Here is an 18,069-nt window from a genome sequence, read left to right as displayed (position 1 = left end):
CCCGACTAATTTTAATGTCATGCCTTTGACGGCTTTCCATGAATAGCGATTTGGCTAATCTAGAATTCTGGTTGAACCGCTACCAAACTTTGTCGACTGGGTTGGTCGCAATTCTATTTGCTTGGCTTACTATCCGAGCAATGCATAGGCAAAGCGCAAAGGCTGCAGAGGTTCAAACGCGCTTCGAAACTGAGGCAAGCAAGCGAGTTCGCGAGATACTGACCAAACGAAGCGAAATTATCAACGAGTTCTGGAAAGCCCTTGATTGGCTACGAGATCAAGAAGCAGCGGACGAAGAACTGGCAGCATCGATAAATGCTACGTGGTGGGAGACAAGCGAAGAGAGAATAGAATTGGACCGCCTCCAAATAATAAAATCCAGTCTACTTCCGCGTGACCGCATCGAGATAGAAAATGTTATTTCGGCACTTTCCCATCTTTACGATTATATGGATGCTGAAATGTCCAGACGGGAATCAAAGAACTTCTCATATCGGAGTAAACTCGAAAAACAGACTGTCAAACTGACATTCTTGGCGAACGCCCTGGAGCAGTTTGACGAACGAATCGGCGTGATATTCATCGGTCGACAAGCCCCACTGGTCAATCGCGGTCGAACACCAGAACGCATAGCATCAAGCTTCGATTTTCATAAAAAAGAATGGGCAAACCGAAAAGGCCCTAAGCAAAACCCGTGACTGCTATTCCGGCCTATCTGAAGAGTTCATTCTTGACATGCGGACCAACTAAAATCTGATTTAGCGCAGACTCGGAAATCGCGAGCGACTACAATGCAATATCGTCTCGCGCTGCGTAAAGGCTCGCACTTCCCCTTCTCCCCTTGTGGGAGAAGGTGGCTGAGCGAAGCGAAGTCGGATGAGGGGTGTTCCAGCTTGGCGCCCTACCCCTCATCCGTCACCTGCGGCGACACCTTCTCCCACAAGGGGAGAAGGGAAGGCTGCACGACCCTTGCCGCCAATCGCCAATGTTTGAGATCTGCCGGAACGCCGGCGCGAAACTCTCCTTCTCTCCTTGTGGGAGAAGGCAGGGCGGCGCTTCACCGCCACGGCTGCAGGCTGGTATCCCGCACATAGGCGATGATGGTGTCGCAGACGCCGTTGAGGTCGCGCAGCACATCGTCGTTCCAGAAGCGCAGGACGCGGAAGCCGCGCGATTTCAGGTCGGCGTCGCGCAAAAAATCATGCGCCGAGTCCGCGTGCTGGCTGCCGTCAATCTCGACGATCAATCTCGCTTCCAGGCAAACGAAGTCGGCGACATATTTTCCGATTGGCACCTGACGCCGGAACTTGATCCGATCCAGCCGGCGGCTGCGGAGTTCGTGCCAGAGCCTGTCCTCAGCTTCGGTCATCTCGCGCCGCAGCGAGCGGGCAAACTGGCGTTTTGGCGGCGGCACGGACTGGTGCGGCATCGCAGCAGTCTATCCCTCGTCCCCTCGTCCCCTCGTGGGAGAAGATAGCATCGACCTCCTGCCCGTTGCCAACGTTGAAGATTTGCGGAGGCGTGAAGGCAATCTCCCTTCTCCCCTTGTGGGAGAAGGTGGCCGAGCGAAGCGAAGTCGGATGAGGGGTGTTCCAGCTTGGCGCCCTACCCCTCATCCGTCACCTTTCTCCCGCGCACTGCGTTCGCGGAAGGGCGACACTGGCCCTCCGCTATGGCTCCGGGCGTTCGTTCGCTCGAAAAGCCCATTCAGGGCTTTTCGTTTGCTTCGCAAACCGCTCCTCACCCCACAAGGGGAGAAGGGAAGAGCCCCATCGCCTTTCCCCCGTCCCCATGCATACTGCGCCGACAGTCCAACCCCGAGGCACCCCATTGCGCAATTTCGATTTCAGTTCCTGGCAGAGCATCCTGACGACACTGGTGGGGCTGGCGCTGTTTACGCTTATCAGCATCGGCATCCGGCTCCTGATGATGTTCACCATCCAGCAGCGGCGCGAGCGGATGAACCGGCAGATCAACGAGCGCCTGCGCACGCTGATCGCCGCCTACAAGGTGCTGGGCGGGTCGTTCACCGGCAATCTGGCCGTCAATCCGACGCATCTGCGCGATGTGCGCCTGCGCCGGTCCGCCGCCGGGACGGTTGAAGCGCCGGGTGGCGTCGACGCGACCGCGAGCGGCATCCATGACGAGACAGGCGCGACCGATGCCGCGCCGGGAGCGGAAGGCACAGCCGGCGCCCCGGCCAGCGATTCTGGCGAGGACGGCTCGGAGCGCCAGCGCCGCATCCGCGATGCGGTGGAGGCGGCGCTGTCCGACATCATCCTGCTCGGCACCGAGGAGCAGGTGCGGCTGGCCCAGCGGGCGGTCGGCGAACTGGTGGCCGGACGGCGGGTCGAAACGCATGACCTCGTCGTCTCGCTGCGCGATTTCATCCGCGTCGCACTCGACCTCGCCCCAGTGCCCGCCGGCCTGCCTATGCCGCGCCAAGGCCCGGCGCGGCCCTCGTCCGGCTCGGGCCGAGGAGGCGGCCGGGGCGAAGGCGGCAATGCCGGCGGAGGCCGAGGTGGCGGAGCCGGCGGCGGCATGGGTGGTGGCATGGGCGGTGGCGGAATGGGTGGTGGTGGAATGGGTATGAGCGGCATGGACAATCCCGGCGACTCGCCACCGACGGGACATCGCCTTTAATCTCGAACGGGCGATCTTGCCACCTCTCCGTCCCCTCGCGGCGCAGCCTGCAGGGTCAAGCCTCTTACCGTGTCCGGCAGTCAGCCAGGCCATCGCGGCAATCTCCCCTTCTCCCCTTGTGGGGTGAGGAGCGGTTTGCGAAGCAAACGAAAAGCCCTGAATGGGCTTTTCGAGCGAACGAACGCCCGGAGCCGTAGCGGAGGGCCGGTGTCGCCCTTCCGCGAACGCAGTGAGCGGGAGATAAGGCGACGGATGAGTGGTGATGGAAGAAATGAGGCGCCGGTGGCGGTCGCACCGACCCCTCATCCGTCTCGGCGCTGCGCGCCAATCCACCTGCTCCCACAAGGGGAGAAGGGAAGGCTGCACCCCCTTCATCGCCTATCGCCAACCTCACCGCCCAAGACGGATGGAGGTTCGAAGCCTCACATTCTCCCAAAAATCTATCCACCTCCCCTCCACCGTCCGCACAATGCCCGCGCCAGCACGGAAAGGAGGCGCGACGGTGGGGTGGAATACGGAGACGGGCGGGACCTGGCTGTTGCGCATCGCAGCGCTGCTGGTTTCGCTCGCCGATCTGGCCGATCAGGCCTCGCGCCGCTCCCGGTTCATGCGCCGCCGCGTGCTCGCGGCCATAAGTCCCGCTGAGGAAGCCGCGTATCGCTGCGTTGCCGACGCGGCGCGCGCATTCGGCGCGCCCGTCCCCGCCAACGCCATCGTCGCCGCCGGCGACTGGATGGCCGCCTCCAGTGATGGCGATGATCCCGACGACGCCATGCGCCTTGCGCTGCGATTGCGGGCGCTGGCGGCCGCGCTTGTCTGTCTGCTTATGCAAGGCTGCAACCGTCTCGAGCCCGGCGCAAACGCTGCGCGCGCCATCGCCGGGCGGGCGCAAGCGCGGCACGCCCCGGTTGCTTCAACCGGCAGGCGGAGCCTGCGGATATTGAAGCCGCCCAATCCGCCGCGATGTCTGCGGTTTTTCCCTTAATGCTCTGACAACTTCACCCTCCGGGACTGCCCCGGCGGGATCGCATCCGCGCGTCATGCAGCCACCAGCCGGCCCTCAGCCTTGGGGAACGGCCTGAACATGATGGCGATGAGGAAGGCGGCGAGGCCGATGCCCCAGGAGCCGATGTACAGCCATGCGTAGCCGTCGAGATTGTCGTAGATCAGCCCGCCCACCAGCGGCCCGGTCGACATGCCGAGGCTGCCGGCCATGGCGGTGCCGCCGATGACGGTGCCCATCATGCGCATCGGGAAGTTTTCGCGCAGGATGACCGCGTAGAGCGGCATGACGCCGGCATAGATGAAGCCGACAAGGGCTGCCACCGCATAGAAGCCGCCGAGCTGGCTGACGAAGACATAGGCCAGCACGCCGAACGCCTGCGCGAACAGCCCGGCCACCAGCACGCGCTGGGCGCCGAAGCGGTCGCCCATGACGCCGAAGCCGATACGGCCGAACATGCCGGCAAGGCCCTCGACGCTGTAGATGGAGACCGCCGCGATCATCGGGATGCCGCAGGTCACCGCATAGCTGACCGTGTGGAAGATCGGGCCGGAATGGGTGGCGCAGCAGAAGAAGTTCGCGACCAGAAGGGTGATGAACTGCGGCGAGCGGATTGCCTGCCTGACCGTCATGGCCGATCCCGGGCCGGCCTGCGGACCGGCCTCGCCGGTCATCTCGGGCTCGTCGGCGGCGGGTGGGCGGCGCACCAGCAATGCCGTTGGGATCATGACGATGGCGGCGATGCAGGCGATGATCAGCATGGAGGTTCGCCAGTCGTAGACGGACACCAGCCAGGCGGCGAGCGGCGCCATGGTCATCGGCGCCATGCCCATGCCGGCCGAGACCAGCGAGACGGCGAGGCTGCGCCGGGTATCGAACCAGCCGGTGACGCAGGCCATCATCGGCGCGAAGACGGCGGCGGTGGCGGCCCCGACCAACAGGCCGAAGAGGAGTTGGAACTGGATCAGCGAGCTGGCCTGGCTGGCCAGCGCCAGGCTGCCGGAAAGGATGACCGATCCGGCCAGCACCACCGGGCGAGCGCCAAAGCGGTCGGACAGATTGCCCCACACCATGCTGGCGCCGGCCATGGCCAGGAAGCCGATGGTCATGGCGGTGGAGATGCCGGTCACCGACCAGCCGGTCTCGCGCGACATGGGCAACAGGAAAACGGGCAGCGAGAACATCGCGCCGATGGCGACGCATCCCAGCACGCCACCCGCCGCGACGATCACCCAACGATAGGAATGGTTCATGATGGTCTCCGGAGTTCGAACCTGTCGGCAGGGCACCCCTTTCAGGCGTCACCATACCGCTTGCGCCCAGAGGACGCGCGGGCTTCGACGGAACCGACAATCCGGTTTGGTTTTTTATTGGCTCTTTGACGAAGTGTCTTCCTGCCTTCTCCCCCTGTGGGAGAAGGTGGCCGATCCCGGACTTGATCCGGGGGAGGTCGGATGAGGGGTGCTGGAAGGAAACCAACTTACCCCTCACCAAGTTCGCCGACCACTCGGCTTCACCTCGTGGGGCGAACTATCCTCTCCCACAAGGGGAGAGGAAGGAATCACATCTACTCCGCCGCGACCTTGTCCTGCGTCTTCGTCTCGAAATCGCCGGCGTCGTGGCGTTCGCGCAGCTGCGTCGACGGCTCGCCCTGGACCCGGTTGACCATGCGGCCGCGCTTCACAGCCGGACGCTCGGCAAGCTGGTCGGCCCAGCGGATGACGTTCTTGTACTCGTGCACCGAGAGGAACTCGCCGGCGCCGTATTGCAGGCCCTTGGCCATGCCGCCATACCAGGGCCAGATCGCCATGTCGGCGATGGTGTATTGCGAGCCGGAGACGAACTCGTTATCGGCCAGGCGGCGGTCCAGCACGTCGAGCTGGCGCTTAGTCTCCATCGCGTAACGGTTGATGGCGTATTCGATCTTCTCCGGCGCATAGGCGTAAAAATGGCCGAAGCCGCCGCCGACGAACGGCGCCGAACCCATCTGCCAGAACAGCCAGGACAGCGTCTCGGCGCGCGCCGGCTGCTCCGTCGGCAGGAAGGCCGCGAACTTTTCAGCCAGATGCATCAGGATGGCGCCGGATTCGAAGACGCGGATCGGCGTCGGGCCGCTGCGGTCCATCAACGCCGGGATTTTGGAGTTCGGGTTGATTTCGACGAAGCCGGAGCCGAACTGGTCGCCCTCGTTGATCCGGATCAGCCAGGCGTCGTATTCGGCCCCCTTGTGGCCGGCCGCCAGCAGCTCCTCCAGCATGATCGTGACCTTCTGCCCGTTCGGCGTGCCGAGCGAATAGAGCTGGAACGGATGCTTGCCGATCGGCAGTTCCTTGTCGTGGGTCGGCCCGGCAATAGGCCGATTGATGTTGGCGAACTGGCCACCGGAAGCCTTTTCCCAGGTCCAGACTTTCGGCGGCGTATAGGCATCGGTCATCTTGTGCTCTCCGGATGATGGCTCAGGTCTTGCAGATAGGTGACGCATGGCCCAAGCGCCACCGCCGTTCGGACCCAACCAATGGTCCAGACGATGGCTTCCCTGCCGGCCGCGCTCTCTCTTTTCGTATCAATTGATGAGACGCGTCTCAACCACTGGTACATTGGCCAAGCCCGTGTAGACTGTTACCAAGACTCGGTGAGGACCTGCTTCGGCAGGGTGAAGTTGGTTTTCGTGACGGATCAGCCAATGCGGAATGCATGGAGGCCCGCGCCGTCGGGCCTTTCTGTTTCAAGCCGGCAGCGGCGGCGGATACGGATTGCTGGGCGGTTTGCCCGGAATTTCCCAACGGCAATTCCAACCTTGCCGCGCATGAGTTCTGGAATTTCGTTTCCTCCGGCTGCTTCCTCGATGCCCATATCTGGGTGCCTTGCGTGACGACATCGGAGACTGCTGGAAACGGTGTGTTCGACGCGAACCTCAAAACGCACGCGCTTGCCAACCTCTATGGCTGCGACGCATCCGTGTTCCCCCACGCGGCGGCGGCGAACCCGACGCTCACGATCGGCGCGCTGGCGCTGCGGCTTGCCGACCATCTGGCAGCACAGCCCTAAGGGCCTCAGTTGGCGTCGGCCACGATCTCGCCGCCGCTCAGCCAGCCGCGCCATTCGCGCTCGTCGCCGTTGAAGACGTTCAGGTCGATGCGGCCCCTGACGCCATGTGACAACCCCGATCCGGAATACTGCCAGAATACCCATCTGCGGCCGGGATAAACCTTGGCCGGGTGGCGGGCGACCGACCGCAGCCAGAACGGATAGTCCAGGAATGCGCCCTTGAGGTTGTCGGCATAGAAATCGGGCGCGGTGTAGATGATCGGGCGCTGGCCGTAGTGGCGTTCCAGCCTGTCCATGAAGACCTGCATCTTCTCGATCACCGTGGCGCGGGAGGGGCGGCGCTTGCAGCTCGACTGATGGTTCCATTCCACGTCGATGACCGGCGGCAGAGCGCCGTCAACCTTGGGCACGTTGCGAATGAACCAGTCGGCCTGCGAACTGGCGGTGCGGCACCAGTAGAAGAAGTGGTAAGCGCCGCGGCGAAGGCCCGCGGCAGCGGCGCCCCGCCAGTTCTCGCGGAACATCGGGTCGATGTGGTCGCCGCCGTCGGTGGCTTTGATATAGGCGAAGTTGGCGCCCTGGCTGCGCAGCTTCCGCCAGTCGATGTCGCCCTGCCAGCGCGACACGTCGACACCGTGAACCGCCAGGTATTTCGGCGAAGCTTTGCCGAAATTGATCGGCTTGGCGTCCCGGAAGCGGCGCTCGTTGACGATGATGTCGTCGATCAGCGCCCTGGACGCGACCGCCGGCTTTGCGCGCGGGACAAGCGCGGCCATCTGAACCGGCTCGGCTTCCGACACGATATCATCCGGTTCCGGTCCAGCGAGGGCGGCCATCGGCAGATCGGGCCTGGAGACGACTGGCATTGGCGAAGAGGCCGTCTCGACGGGCGCATCGGGGCGGACCGGGCGGGTGATGGAACTGGTCACCTCATGGGAGGGACGCGGCATCATGTCTTCGAGACCGGAGCTCGACGTGCAGCCGGCGCCGGTCAGGCCAAGACAAACGAGAAGGATGGCGGTAACGCCTGACGAACGCATCTGAACCCTGTACGCACTACAAAACAGGCCGGCGACAGACTGCGCCGGAGACGAACGTCATTTATGAACGGGAAATTACCAACAAAGTTTGAATCAAATGCGATTCATGACGCCGGCTTGGTGAATGCCGGGTTAACGGGCAATTATTGCGTTGTTATCGCAAAACAATTTTCTGAAAATCCGACAAGAAAAGATCACCGAGCCCAAAAGACCGGCGATCCGTTTACAAACCAAGGACCGGAGAGACGCCCCGACCCGCTGGCAAAGAACGCCCGGCAATCAAAGCCCCTTGCAGCGCCCGCGGCAGGTTTCGGCGAGCATATAGGCGGGCGGAAGCGAGGGATCCTGCTCGCGGTCGCGCACACGCTTGAGCAGCCAGCGCACCTCTTCCGGCCGGACACTGTCGCGCGCCATGACCATCTGGATCATCGGATCGCTCAACAACTCGTCCAGGGTCTGTGTGCCCTCGTTCATGTTCGCCTCCTCGATGGCTTGCCCGCCGCCCCTTTAGATAGGGTTGCAATCATGGCTCGCCAATGATCGTTCGGCGGCTATCGTGTGGCATTTGCAGGAAAAATTATGCTGCGTCGCAGCAATATTTGACCGAAACGCAAGGCACTCTGCCAGCACCCAAACGGGATTTCGCGGCGCGGTGGCCGCGAACAATTCGCGGCGCCCTCCAGGGCGAACCGGAGAAGAACGCAGGCAGCGTAACGATCAGGCCGGCCATTGCCGGACGGCGAAGCCGGCATCCAGGAGATCGGCGTAGTGACGGCGCGCCACGTCGGGATGCGAGCGCAGGCGGCTTTTCAGCACGTTCAGACCGACGTCGTTAAAGAGAGGGTTGGCAGGATCGCTCGCGGGGCCTCGCGCCTCGGCCGCCAGTTCGAACGGCAGGTCGAGAAGCGGAACGGTGGCGTCGAGACCCGCACCGAAGAAGAACGGTATGGAAAGCCGCTCACCGCCGACAGGCGGACTGACGACCCGATGCACCGTCGCCCGCAGATAGCCGTTCGACGCCAGTTCGAGCAGTTCGCCGATGTTGACCACCAATGTGCCAGGCATCGGATCGACGGGAACCCAGGAGCCGTCATATTCGACCTGCAGCCCACGTTCCGCATCCTGCAGCAGAAGGGTCAGAAAGCCACCGTCCTTGTGCGCGCCCACGCCCTGCTCGCCATCGGCATGGTCGTGGCCCGGATAGCGCACGATTTTCATCCGGTGATTGGGCTGATCCGCATGAAGGGCGTCGAAAATATCCTCGGGCTGCTGCAATGCCAGCGCGAAAGCCCTGAGCAGACGAATCGCGACTTCTGTAACAGTGGCCTGCCATGAAAGCAGGGTTGGTTTCAGGCTCGGAAGCGAGGACGGCCATTGATTTGGGCCTGGCAGCCTTGTCCATGCCTGCGCTCCCGGCTGCGGCGGGATAGGCTGCCTCTCGATGCCGATATCGAGTTGCTCGCGCCAGTCCGCCCTGCCCTTCGTCAGCTCGCCTCCGGCCCGGGTATAGCCGCGGAAATGCGGCGAGTTTGCCATTTCGATGGCAAGTTTTTCCGGCTCCGGCAGGTCGAAAAACCTCTGCGCCGCCGACAAGACGTCGTCGACTTGCGTATCGGGGATGCCGTGACCGGAAAGATAGAAGAAGCCGACATCGCGTGCCGCCGATCTCAGGTCGGCGAGGAAGGTTCGGCGCTCGGAACTGCCCTGTTCGAACCGAGCCAGATCGAGCATCGGGATCAACCTGTCCATGCGTATGCGTCCTCCTTCGCTGCCGACGAACCGTATCCTCCTTCAAGACGATTCCTCCCTTCTGGAACCGTCCGAAATCCAACGATGGCATGGGCGAACCGTCCATCAAAGAAACGGACCGGCCAATCGACGCATCGCTGAGAAACGGCAACGCTCCAACAACCTGAAGGTGTGAAAGAAAATACTAAGCGGGCGCAAAGTTCGGGCGGGCGCAAAATCAGGCGGGCGGCGCGCCTTCATATTGCGGCAGGCCGTCGTCGATCGTCACCCAGGGCTGCTTGAAGGCGGTGTAGATGTGCATCTGCGGCTTGAAGACGCCCGGGTCGTCGAGAGAGCCGGTGGTGATGCCGATGATGCCGGCGCTGTCGCGGCGGGAGAACATCGTCGTTCCGCATTTAGGACAAAAGCCGCGCTTGAGGTCGGGCGAGGAATTCACCATCGCGACCTCGCCTTGAACGGCCACATCCTTGATCGCAAACAGGACGCGGGCGTTGAACGCAGCGCCGATGGCCTTCTGGCACAGTTGGCAGTGGCAGACGCGCTGGTTGATCGGCTCGCCCTCCGCCTTGTAGCGCACCGCGCCGCACAGGCATCCGCCTTGATATCGTCCAGTCATGTCGTCACACCCTGCTATTGGTTGCGCCAAAACTAGCTGGGGCGAGATAAGCGTCAATTCAAATGCGCTGGCGTCGAGATCAGGCAAAGCGATGGATCACAAGAAGCGGCCGCGCGCTTTCAGCCCGGCCGTTTCAGCAAGGTGAAGAGCTCAGAGGCTTTTGGCCAGTTCCTCGAGCTGGTCGGTACATTGGCCCCAGCCTTCATGGAAGCCCATCTTCTCGTGTTGCTCGCGGCCTTCCGCCGTCCAGTGCTTGACGCGGGCGATGTAGCGGGTCTTGCCGCTGCCTTCATCTTCCATCGTCAGGACGACGGTCATGAAGGGCCGCTCGGAAGGCTCCCATGCCTTGGTGAACGCGTCGGTGAAGACGAGCTTCTCGCCGGGAACGACTTCCAGGTAGAGGCCGGGATTCTCGAACTCGGCGCCGTCCGGTCCGGCCATGACGACCATGCTCGAACCGCCCGCGCGAACGTCCATCTCGGCGCGCGGCGTCGTCCACGGCTTGGGCGCAAACCACTGGGTCACGAGCTTCGGCTCGGTCCAGCAGCGATAGACGTTCTGCCGCGGCGCGTCGATGATGCGGGCCAGAACCAGTTCGCGGTCGGAACTGGGGGCGATGTCGAGCTTGGTGGTCATTTGCGTCTCCTCGGGTTGAATTTGCCTTCGCGCCTAGGACGCTGGGGCTCTGGCCAGCCCGACAACCCACTGCAAATTTTCTGCACCGCCCGGCAAGCTGTTACTGCAAAGGAGCGGTTAGTGCCGCTTCGCCTGGACCAGATAGGCGTCAATCGCGGTCTCGCCGAGCCACTTTGCCGCCTCCAGCCGGTGCAAGCCCTCGACAAGTACGTAGCGCTTGCCGTCATGGCGCACCTGGATCGGCGTTTTCATGCCGTTCTCGAGGATATCCTCGGCGAGATGCCGGACGGTTTCCGGATGCAGCGTCTTGCGCCGCGCGGTCGGCACATAGATGTCGTCGACGTTGATCCTGTTCACACGCAGCATGGCTCGACCTTGTCCCTTTTTTCCGCATCGCGGCGCTGATCGCGCATAATTCATGATGGACGGACCGAGGCGCAAGCCCCGACATCCTGTCAGGGGCAAGGATTGCCGACGCGTTGGTGAATAGCATCCACCGCGGTCTGCATCTCTTCGGTCCACGTTACATCGACAGCGGACAGCGCCAGTTGGAGCTGCGAAAGGTTGGTAGCGCCAACGATAGAAGCCGTGACGAACGGCCGGCTCGCGACATAGGCGCCGGCGAAAAGCGCCGGTTCCATGCCGAAGGAGCGCGCCAGCGTGCTGTATTCGAGCTGTACCTCGGCTGCGTTCGGCGTCTCGTAGCGCTGGCCACGGTTGAACAACCGCGTCCGCGATCCCTCCGGCCGCGCACCGTTGTCGTATTTGCCGGTCAGATAGCCCTGCGCCACCGGGGAATAGGCGAGCAACGAAATCCCCTCCCTGTCGCAGACTTCGGCCAGATTGACCTCGAACGTGCGGTTGAGAAGATTGTAGGCGTTCTGAAGCGACACCGGACGCGGGCCAATGCCTTTGTCCGCCTCGGCGACGAAACGCATCACGCCCCAACTGCTGTCATTCGACAGGCCGTAGTGGCGAATCTTGCCGATTTTCACCAGCTCGTCGAAAACCGCCAGCGTCTCGGCAATCGGCACTTCGTCGTCGGGGCCTCCGAAAGCGTCGGCGCGAGGCTTGGTCGAGCCGATGCGGGTCGGGTTGGCGCCCCACGGCACCGGCCGGTCGGGCCAGTGGATCTGGTAAATGTCGAGGTAGTCGGTCTGCAACTTGGCCAAGGATTTGTCGACGGCGTCGAAAATGTCGGCGCGGTTGAGCGTCGAAGGCCTGCCGCCGCGAAAATACTCGTTCGCAGTGCGGCCGACGACCTTGGAGGCCAGAACCACCTTGTCGCGGTTGCCCCTGGCCTTCATCCAGCTGCCGATGATGCGTTCCGTTTGCCCTTGCGTGTCGGCTTTGGGCGGGATCGGGTAAAGCTCGGCCGTATCGATGAAATTGACGCCGCGCGAGAAGGCGAGGTCCATCTGCGCGTGGCCTTCTTGTTCGGTGTTCTGCTGGCCCCACGTCATCGAACCGAGGCAGATGCGCGAGACAAGAAGGTCGGTCCGGCCGAGGCGGCTCATTTTCATGGTTGTGGCTCCGAGGGAAATGTGCGTGGAAGCGCGGGAGGGAGCCGCATCCTAGCCCAGACGCCGGCCAATCTCCAAGCCGACAAGCCACGCATAGCGGATAGTTTTACCGGCCCTTGGCCGATTCGGCGCGCCGGCGGGCATCATCGATCAGCATGTTGGCGATCTGCATGCGGATGGCGGCGCGCTGGCGCAGGTGCGGCGCGACGCGGTCGGGATGATTGTCGAAAGCGAAGCCGCGACGCAGCCGGTTGAAATCCATATCCGCGACATCGCGGTCCAGGCCGAGCTCCGCGGCGATGGAATCAGGATCGACCGGCGGCAGCCTGTCCTCGGCCGATGCCGGGGCCTCCTCCGCCAGAGCGACCTTCACCTGGTCGAGCAAAGCGGCAAATTCGGCGGAAAGATCCGCGCCGGCCTCGCGGTACTCGGCCGCAGCGGCTTCGCCTGAAACCTTGATGCGGCCCGAATGCAGTTCATCGACGACGGAAAGGTAGTCGAACGGGATGGACGGCGCGGCGGCGGTATCCTCGGCCTCCTGCGGGGCAACGAAGAGATCATCAAGGAGGGAGGCAAAATCCCGTTTGGCTTTCGCGCTGATGTCTCTCTCCCCGCAAGGCGCGTCCGTTCAAGCTGAAACATAGGAAAGGCTCGTTAAAAATACATGCGCAGGTTCGGAAAGAGTTTATCGGAACTCCGCACCTGCGAGGCTTGGGCAGATGGCTCACGCATGGCTGCCATGCGAATGGTGCACTGCACAATTGTCATGAATCACCTATATTGACAGTTCGGGAGGAACAACCGGGAGCCTGACTATGGGTTTCTTTACTGAGATGTTCGCCCGCCCGCGTCCGCAGGAGCATGTGCGCTACCGCGCGGCTCTGGCGCTGCTTCATTCAATGAGCAATTCCGACCGGGCAGATATCGGCGTCAAGCCGGCAGATTTTCCCCGCATTGCCCGGGAAATGGCGGTTCGCTAGCCTTTACCAAGGCGTTCGGCTTCGGCTGAGCGCCCGAGGCGGCCTGTCATCGACCGGCCGTATTCCGTGCTAACATCCTCCGGCCGACCGGAGATTCGCGATGAAATGCATGGCTTTCGCCTCAGTTGTGGCAATAACCTTCACCATCGCGCCCGCGGTGTTCGCCGCTGAAACGCCTTATGTCGACAACCGCTCGGATCCCGAGGCGGTTATCCAGTCGTTCTACAATGCCATCAACCGCCGGGAATATGCGCGCGCCTGGGATTATTTCGGCGAGACCAAGCCGGCCAAGGACTTCGACGCCTTCGCAAAAGGCTATGAGGGCACCGCGAGTGTCGAGGTCCAGACCGGCGGGATTGGGGAAGAAGGCGCTGCCGGCAGCATCTATTTCAACGTGCCCGTCGCGATCCGCGCCACCGACAAGGATGGCGGCGAGAAGATATTTGCCGGTTGCTATACGCTGCGCCAGGTCAACGCGACCATCCAGGCGCCGCCGTTCAACCCCATCCATATCGAGAAGGGCGGGCTGAAACCTTCCACCGCCACCACGCTCGACGACGCCCTGCCGGAAAGCTGCGGCGACGGTCCGCAGCCGGTGAAGAAGGATTCGGAGCTCGAACAAGCCAAGAAAGCCTTCGCCGCGAGCTATGGCGAAGGCTGCAATCCCGACGGACCCGGTGGCGAGCCTAGAGGCAACCCGGACCAGTATTCGATCCGCTACAAGGATCCGAATGCATCCGAATCCGATCCGGAGCGCGAAGTGCGCCTGTTCCGCTTCTTCTGCTTCATGGCGGCCTACAATGAGAGCGCTGTCTATTACATGGCCAACGACGTCGAAGGCGTCCGGCAGTTGCAATTCGCCGAGCCGGAACTCGACATCCGCTACGAGAACGGCGACAGCGAAGGCAAGGTCGAGGCCGTGAATGTCACCGGTTTCAAGACCGAGGACGAACTGCTCAATTCCGATTACGACGAGAAGACGCGAACGATCATGTCCTACGCCAAATGGCGCGGCGTCGGCGACGCGTCATCTTCGGCCAGCTACCTGTTTCGCAATGGCGACTTCTCGCTGGTCCAGTACGATGTCGACGCCTCCTACGACGGCGAGATCAACCCGCAGACGGTTGTCGACTACAACACGCCCCCATGAGGATTGCGGCCTAACCTGAAACGGACAGCATCCAGTTCAGCGTCTCACGCCAGTCGACCATGCGGATCGGCGTGCCGTGCGTTCCGGTCTCGAAGCGGACGAATCGCGCGGGGTAGCTGGAAGACTTTGCGAGGATGGAGCGGAAGAACGCTTCCTGGTTCTGAACCGGAAAGACCGGATCCTTGCTGCCCTGGCCGAAGAACACCGGAATGCGCCGCTTGAAGGCAGGGCTGGTGAGGAAGCTTTCGTCCCATAGCGAACCCAATAACAATAACCCGTCCACACGCGCGCCGGTGTCCTGCCGGCCTGCCAGCTTCCAGCACAGCGCGCCGCCCATCGAGCCGCAGGCAACGAAGATTTTCGCTCCAGGCGACGCTTCGGCATAATGGCCGATCAGCGAGGCGATCTGGGCCGCGCCCTTGTCGCCGAAGTCGGAAAAGTCCGGCGATAGATAAAGCCCGCCATTGGCGGCCATCAAATTCTTGATGCGGTTGAAGTTGCCGCCGAAGGTGAAGTCGTCGGCGCCCTGCTTGCGGCTACCGCCCTGCCCGTGCAGGTAGAGCACGATGATGCCCGCTCCGGCTGTGCTCCCCACCGCGACATGGCGGATGTCGCCAGCGTCCGTCTTCAGCATGAGATCCTGCTGCACCTTGCGCACAGCCGTCGAGACGTACTCGCCCTTCACACGGCGCTCGGGCACCTGATCGCGCTCGTTGATGTCACGCAGTTCGCGATAATCGACGACCCGGTAGCGGTCACCCTTTTCGGAAGACAGAACCGCCGGATATGCAAACAGTTCGTCCTTGAACGGCTTCAGCGCATCCGTTGCTTCGGCTGGTGGCGCCAAAGCGACTGTGACGAAAATCGACAAAAAACCGGCCAAGAGGGAACGGGATGCGCGCACGCGGAACCTCGACGTTTCGAGCCTCTGTGCTTGGCTTCCCAAAACCTGCCCGTCAAGGGCGGCGTTCAATCCTGCAGCACGCCGCCGGCTTCTTCGAGGACCTCGCGCGTGTCAACATCAAGCCATGCGCCAGCGCCGATCTCGACGTCAATGACGTCGATGCCGGCGTTCTCCACGAGATAGCGCGCGCCGGTGTCGCCCTCGAGATGCGCCACAGCCGAAAACAGGCTTCTTGGCAAAAGCACCGGATTGCCGCGCTTGCCGTTGTGCGAAGCACGGACAATGGCAGAACCGCCCGATTTGCGGAACGCTTCGATCAGCCGGTCAAGGTCTCGGGCGGAAATGCCCGGCATGTCGCCCAACACGACAAGCGCGCCGCCCGCATCGGGTGGCAAGGCCGCTATTCCCACCCTGAGCGACGATGAGAGGCCGTCGGCAAAGTCGGGATTTTCCACGATTTTCAGGTTCAGGCCGCTCAACGCCGAACCGACACGCTCGTGCTGATGACCGACAACTGCCACGGCGCCGGCCACGCCCGTGTCCAACACGCGCTCGGCCGTGCGCGTCACCAGCGGCTTGCCATCGAACAAGGCAAGAAGCTTGTTCGGACCACCCATGCGGCTGGACCGTCCCGCGGCCAGCAGCACGGCGTGAACCTTGCGGCCCGCCTGGGTGGGCCGCGGCTCGCGCGGCTGCGGCCGGGTCGGTATCTCCATCAGCAGGCCGCCGACGCCCATGCCGGCGATATCCTTCGACGTGACGTCCAGCCCGGCCACAAGCCGGTCAAGCACCCAGTCGAAACCGTTCTCCTTCGGGCTGCGGGCGCAGCCCGGCGCGCCGATGACATGTTTGCCGCCAAGCGCCCCAACGACAAGAAGATTGCCGGGATCGACCGGCATACCCGCATGAACGACTGTGCCTCCGGCGCGGTCGATGGCTGCCGGCACGACGTCCTCGAAATCGCTCATGGCCGACGCGCCGAAAATGACGATCATGTCGGTGTCGCGCGCGAGTTCGGTAATCGCTTCGGCCAGGGGAACGGCTTCGTGCGGCGTGCGGCGTTCAGCGGCCACACTGCCGCCCGAACGCGCCAGCCGCGCCTCGGTCACGCGGATTGTCTTGTCCAAAACACTTGCCTTCACGCTGGGCAGCACTGTCTGGACGACGCCGATGCGCATGGGACGATATGCGTTGACCCCGAATATCTCGCCGCCGATACACAGCGCGCGCACCTTGTCGACAAGAGCCAATGGGACAGCGAACGGAATGATCTTGACAGTCGCCACCATCTGCCCGGCGATCACCGGCGCATAGCGCGGCAAGGTGGCGATGGTGATGGCGGGATCGACGGCGTTGATCGCATCGATCTTGGCCGCATCGACGGTGAAGATGCCGGCTTCAAGCGCATGAAGGTTGACCCGGCCTGTCGCTGCGGGCCTGGCGACCACATTGCGGAACGACATGGCGGCGGCAATGGCCGTCGCGGCAGCATCTTCGTCGAGGTCGCCGGGATCGAGTACAGCGACCACGATCTCGGCTATGCCCGCTGCCTTGAGATCAGCAATATCGACGTCGCTCAGCCGATGCGCCTTGCGCAAGCGTCTCTCGCCCGCCGTGGTCGCGTGCGCCAGAATGGCGCCGGCGGCCTGGTCGATCGGGACAGGCCCGAACTTCACGCCGCCGCGCCCTTCGCTTCAAGACCGCGCGAGCGGAAAGCATGGATGATCTGCGCCAGCACCGCGACGGCGATCTCGGACGGGCTGGCGGCGCCGATATCCAGTCCGATCGGGGCATGGATGCGGGCAACCTGTTCGGCGCTCGCGCCAAGAACCAGCAGCCGTTCAACCCGTTTGGCGTGCGTCTTTCTGCTGCCCAGCGCACCGATGTAGAAACAACCGGCATCCAGTGCCGACTTCAGCGCGAAATCGTCGATCTTAGGATCGTGGGTGACAGCGGCAATGGCGGTGTAACTGTCGAGCGGCTTGCGGGCGAGCACGTCCTGCGGCCATTCGGCTTCCAGCGAGACATCGGGAAAGCGTTCCGGCGTGGCGAAGGCGGTGCGCGGGTCGATGATCTCGACCGGATAGCCCGCGACCTTGGCCATGGGCGCCAGCGCCTGGCTGATATGGACCGCGCCGATCACCACAAGGCGCGGCTGCGGCAGATGTACGTTGAGGAAGAAGGTTTGTCCGTCTGCCTCGACCGTACCGGAATTGCCGGTGCGGAAGGCCCTTGAAACTGCGGTGCCGAGATCTCCCGTCACAGGCTCTCCCTCGCCGACGAGCCGGCCCGCTCCGCTTGCCAGATCGGTCACGAGCATTGCCGCGCGCCGCTCACGGCGGGCAGCGTTCAAACGTTCGAGCAGGTGTCGGTCCATTTCAATGCACTCGCTGAAAACGCGTCATGTCTCAGCCCAGCGGCTCGACATAAACCTTGATGCGGCCGCCGCAGGACAGCCCGACCTGCCAGGCCGTTTCATCGGCGACACCGAATTCCAGCATCCGAGGCTTGCCGGTTCCGATCACGTCGGCGGCTTCGGTCACCACAGCGCCTTCGACGCAGCCGCCGGAAACGGAGCCGTGGAAATTACCCTCGGCGTCGATGACGAGATGGCTGCCGACCGGGCGCGGGGCCGAGCCCCAGGTCTCGACTACGGTGGCCAGGGCGACCTCGCGGCCGTCCTTCAGCCAGTTTTCAGCGATGGTCAGCGGATCGCGGGCTTCGTCCAGGGGGGCGGGGTTGTCCATGTCGGAACCTCCAATTCAAACCGAATATAT

General features: G+C 63.0%; 22 protein-coding genes. 7 read left to right on the top strand and 15 right to left on the bottom strand.

Annotated elements, in window-relative coordinates; all coding sequences use genetic code 11:
• Positions 1–38: 38 nt before the first annotated feature.
• Positions 39–698 (top strand): hypothetical protein, encoded by a 660-nt coding sequence (locus tag J2X35_RS03180; RefSeq protein WP_310180913.1) that lies wholly within the window; start codon positions 39–41, stop codon positions 696–698.
• A 359-nt stretch (positions 699–1,057) separates the two neighbouring features.
• Here J2X35_RS03180 and J2X35_RS03175 read toward each other — a convergent pair whose 3' ends face one another.
• The gene (locus J2X35_RS03175) at positions 1,058–1,429 is read right to left on the bottom strand and encodes a DUF559 domain-containing protein (protein WP_310180912.1); all 372 of its coding nucleotides are present in this window, start codon (positions 1,427–1,429) and stop codon (positions 1,058–1,060) included.
• Between the two features lie 401 nt (positions 1,430–1,830).
• On the opposite strand from J2X35_RS03175, the gene J2X35_RS03170 reads away from it, so the two are divergent.
• The gene (locus J2X35_RS03170; protein ID WP_310180911.1) at positions 1,831–2,643 is read left to right on the top strand and encodes a hypothetical protein; all 813 of its coding nucleotides are present in this window, start codon (positions 1,831–1,833) and stop codon (positions 2,641–2,643) included.
• A gap of 538 nt (positions 2,644–3,181) precedes the next feature.
• Positions 3,182–3,628 (top strand): hypothetical protein, encoded by a 447-nt coding sequence (locus J2X35_RS03165; RefSeq protein WP_310180910.1) that lies wholly within the window; start codon positions 3,182–3,184, stop codon positions 3,626–3,628.
• Positions 3,629–3,681: 53 nt separating this feature from the next.
• Here J2X35_RS03165 and J2X35_RS03160 read toward each other — a convergent pair whose 3' ends face one another.
• Positions 3,682–4,899: an MFS transporter gene (locus J2X35_RS03160; protein ID WP_056108617.1), complete on the bottom strand. Its 1,218-nt coding sequence runs from the start codon at positions 4,897–4,899 to the stop codon at positions 3,682–3,684.
• Positions 4,900–5,213: 314 nt separating this feature from the next.
• A complete protein-coding gene (gene yghU / locus J2X35_RS03155) occupies positions 5,214–6,080 on the bottom strand; it encodes a glutathione-dependent disulfide-bond oxidoreductase (protein ID WP_310180909.1) in 867 nt (288 codons plus the stop codon).
• A gap of 260 nt (positions 6,081–6,340) precedes the next feature.
• Here yghU and J2X35_RS03150 point away from each other — a divergent pair, with 260 nt between their 5' ends.
• Complete coding sequence (locus tag J2X35_RS03150; RefSeq protein WP_310180908.1) at positions 6,341–6,694, top strand: GMC oxidoreductase; 354 nt, start codon at positions 6,341–6,343, stop codon at positions 6,692–6,694.
• A gap of 5 nt (positions 6,695–6,699) precedes the next feature.
• On the opposite strand, the gene J2X35_RS03145 is transcribed toward J2X35_RS03150, so the two are convergent.
• From J2X35_RS03145 to J2X35_RS03110, 8 genes are all read right to left on the bottom strand, one after another.
• A complete protein-coding gene (locus J2X35_RS03145) occupies positions 6,700–7,734 on the bottom strand; it encodes a GH25 family lysozyme (protein ID WP_310180907.1) in 1,035 nt (344 codons plus the stop codon).
• Positions 7,735–8,013: 279 nt separating this feature from the next.
• Positions 8,014–8,208: a hypothetical protein gene (locus tag J2X35_RS03140; RefSeq protein ID WP_056108601.1), complete on the bottom strand. Its 195-nt coding sequence runs from the start codon at positions 8,206–8,208 to the stop codon at positions 8,014–8,016.
• Positions 8,209–8,451: 243 nt separating this feature from the next.
• The gene (locus J2X35_RS03135; protein WP_310180906.1) at positions 8,452–9,483 is read right to left on the bottom strand and encodes an isopenicillin N synthase family oxygenase; all 1,032 of its coding nucleotides are present in this window, start codon (positions 9,481–9,483) and stop codon (positions 8,452–8,454) included.
• A gap of 217 nt (positions 9,484–9,700) precedes the next feature.
• Complete coding sequence (locus J2X35_RS03130) at positions 9,701–10,099, bottom strand: GFA family protein (protein ID WP_310180905.1); 399 nt, start codon at positions 10,097–10,099, stop codon at positions 9,701–9,703.
• 150 nt (positions 10,100–10,249) lie between these two features.
• The gene (locus J2X35_RS03125) at positions 10,250–10,735 is read right to left on the bottom strand and encodes an SRPBCC family protein (protein WP_310180904.1); all 486 of its coding nucleotides are present in this window, start codon (positions 10,733–10,735) and stop codon (positions 10,250–10,252) included.
• Between the two features lie 117 nt (positions 10,736–10,852).
• Complete coding sequence (locus J2X35_RS03120) at positions 10,853–11,101, bottom strand: ParB N-terminal domain-containing protein (RefSeq protein ID WP_310180903.1); 249 nt, start codon at positions 11,099–11,101, stop codon at positions 10,853–10,855.
• Between the two features lie 89 nt (positions 11,102–11,190).
• Positions 11,191–12,258: an aldo/keto reductase gene (locus J2X35_RS03115; protein WP_056108587.1), complete on the bottom strand. Its 1,068-nt coding sequence runs from the start codon at positions 12,256–12,258 to the stop codon at positions 11,191–11,193.
• 106 nt (positions 12,259–12,364) lie between these two features.
• On the bottom strand, positions 12,365–12,643 hold the full coding sequence (locus J2X35_RS03110) for a hypothetical protein (protein WP_310180901.1): 279 nt from the start codon (positions 12,641–12,643) through the stop codon (positions 12,365–12,367).
• 84 nt (positions 12,644–12,727) lie between these two features.
• Between J2X35_RS03110 and J2X35_RS03105 the strand changes: the two genes are divergently transcribed.
• From J2X35_RS03105 to J2X35_RS03095, 3 genes are all read left to right on the top strand, one after another.
• The gene (locus J2X35_RS03105; RefSeq protein ID WP_244478713.1) at positions 12,728–12,895 is read left to right on the top strand and encodes a hypothetical protein; all 168 of its coding nucleotides are present in this window, start codon (positions 12,728–12,730) and stop codon (positions 12,893–12,895) included.
• A 178-nt stretch (positions 12,896–13,073) separates the two neighbouring features.
• Positions 13,074–13,238, top strand: a complete 165-nt coding sequence (locus J2X35_RS03100; protein WP_156459752.1) for a hypothetical protein — start codon at positions 13,074–13,076, stop codon at positions 13,236–13,238.
• Between the two features lie 100 nt (positions 13,239–13,338).
• Positions 13,339–14,388, top strand: coding sequence for a DUF1176 domain-containing protein (locus J2X35_RS03095; protein ID WP_056108581.1), 1,050 nt, complete (start codon positions 13,339–13,341; stop codon positions 14,386–14,388).
• Between the two features lie 10 nt (positions 14,389–14,398).
• Here the strand turns inward: J2X35_RS03095 and J2X35_RS03090 are convergent, their stop codons facing one another.
• The 4 genes from J2X35_RS03090 to J2X35_RS03075 form a co-directional block, all read right to left on the bottom strand.
• Positions 14,399–15,259: an alpha/beta hydrolase gene (locus tag J2X35_RS03090; RefSeq protein WP_310180895.1), complete on the bottom strand. Its 861-nt coding sequence runs from the start codon at positions 15,257–15,259 to the stop codon at positions 14,399–14,401.
• 98 nt (positions 15,260–15,357) lie between these two features.
• Positions 15,358–16,968, bottom strand: coding sequence for a molybdopterin-binding/glycosyltransferase family 2 protein (locus tag J2X35_RS03085; RefSeq protein WP_310180893.1), 1,611 nt, complete (start codon positions 16,966–16,968; stop codon positions 15,358–15,360).
• On the bottom strand, positions 16,965–17,669 hold the full coding sequence (locus J2X35_RS03080) for an XdhC family protein (RefSeq protein ID WP_310180891.1): 705 nt from the start codon (positions 17,667–17,669) through the stop codon (positions 16,965–16,967). Before J2X35_RS03080 ends, J2X35_RS03085 begins: the two co-directional genes overlap by 4 nt.
• Before the next feature lie 31 nt (positions 17,670–17,700).
• Positions 17,701–18,039, bottom strand: coding sequence for an XdhC family protein (locus J2X35_RS03075; RefSeq protein ID WP_310180889.1), 339 nt, complete (start codon positions 18,037–18,039; stop codon positions 17,701–17,703).
• Between the last annotated feature and the right edge of the window lie 30 nt (positions 18,040–18,069).

Source organism: Mesorhizobium sp. BE184, assembly GCF_031457045.1.
In the GTDB taxonomy this organism is placed as follows: domain Bacteria; phylum Pseudomonadota; class Alphaproteobacteria; order Rhizobiales; family Rhizobiaceae; genus Mesorhizobium.
Note: the sequence above shows the minus strand (reverse complement) of the source record. Positions and strands in the feature narration are given on the sequence as shown.

Bases quoted from the DNA above. Each gene is read 5' to 3' on its own strand.
- J2X35_RS03180 (WP_310180913.1), top strand. From the start codon at position 39: ATGAATAGCGATTTGGCTAATCTAGAATTCTGGTTGAACCGCTACCAA.
- J2X35_RS03175 (WP_310180912.1), bottom strand. From the start codon at position 1,429: ATGCCGCACCAGTCCGTGCCGCCGCCAAAACGCCAGTTTGCCCGCTCG.
- J2X35_RS03160 (WP_056108617.1), bottom strand. From the start codon at position 4,899: ATGAACCATTCCTATCGTTGGGTGATCGTCGCGGCGGGTGGCGTGCTG.
- yghU (WP_310180909.1), bottom strand. From the start codon at position 6,080: ATGACCGATGCCTATACGCCGCCGAAAGTCTGGACCTGGGAAAAGGCT.
- J2X35_RS03150 (WP_310180908.1), top strand. From the start codon at position 6,341: ATGGAGGCCCGCGCCGTCGGGCCTTTCTGTTTCAAGCCGGCAGCGGCG.
- J2X35_RS03145 (WP_310180907.1), bottom strand. From the start codon at position 7,734: ATGCGTTCGTCAGGCGTTACCGCCATCCTTCTCGTTTGTCTTGGCCTG.
- J2X35_RS03140 (WP_056108601.1), bottom strand. From the start codon at position 8,208: ATGAACGAGGGCACACAGACCCTGGACGAGTTGTTGAGCGATCCGATG.
- J2X35_RS03135 (WP_310180906.1), bottom strand. From the start codon at position 9,483: ATGGACAGGTTGATCCCGATGCTCGATCTGGCTCGGTTCGAACAGGGC.
- J2X35_RS03130 (WP_310180905.1), bottom strand. From the start codon at position 10,099: ATGACTGGACGATATCAAGGCGGATGCCTGTGCGGCGCGGTGCGCTAC.
- J2X35_RS03125 (WP_310180904.1), bottom strand. From the start codon at position 10,735: ATGACCACCAAGCTCGACATCGCCCCCAGTTCCGACCGCGAACTGGTT.
- J2X35_RS03120 (WP_310180903.1), bottom strand. From the start codon at position 11,101: ATGCTGCGTGTGAACAGGATCAACGTCGACGACATCTATGTGCCGACC.
- J2X35_RS03115 (WP_056108587.1), bottom strand. From the start codon at position 12,258: ATGAAAATGAGCCGCCTCGGCCGGACCGACCTTCTTGTCTCGCGCATC.
- J2X35_RS03105 (WP_244478713.1), top strand. From the start codon at position 12,728: ATGCAGTTCATCGACGACGGAAAGGTAGTCGAACGGGATGGACGGCGC.
- J2X35_RS03100 (WP_156459752.1), top strand. From the start codon at position 13,074: ATGGGTTTCTTTACTGAGATGTTCGCCCGCCCGCGTCCGCAGGAGCAT.
- J2X35_RS03095 (WP_056108581.1), top strand. From the start codon at position 13,339: ATGAAATGCATGGCTTTCGCCTCAGTTGTGGCAATAACCTTCACCATC.
- J2X35_RS03080 (WP_310180891.1), bottom strand. From the start codon at position 17,669: ATGGACCGACACCTGCTCGAACGTTTGAACGCTGCCCGCCGTGAGCGG.
- J2X35_RS03075 (WP_310180889.1), bottom strand. From the start codon at position 18,039: ATGGACAACCCCGCCCCCCTGGACGAAGCCCGCGATCCGCTGACCATC.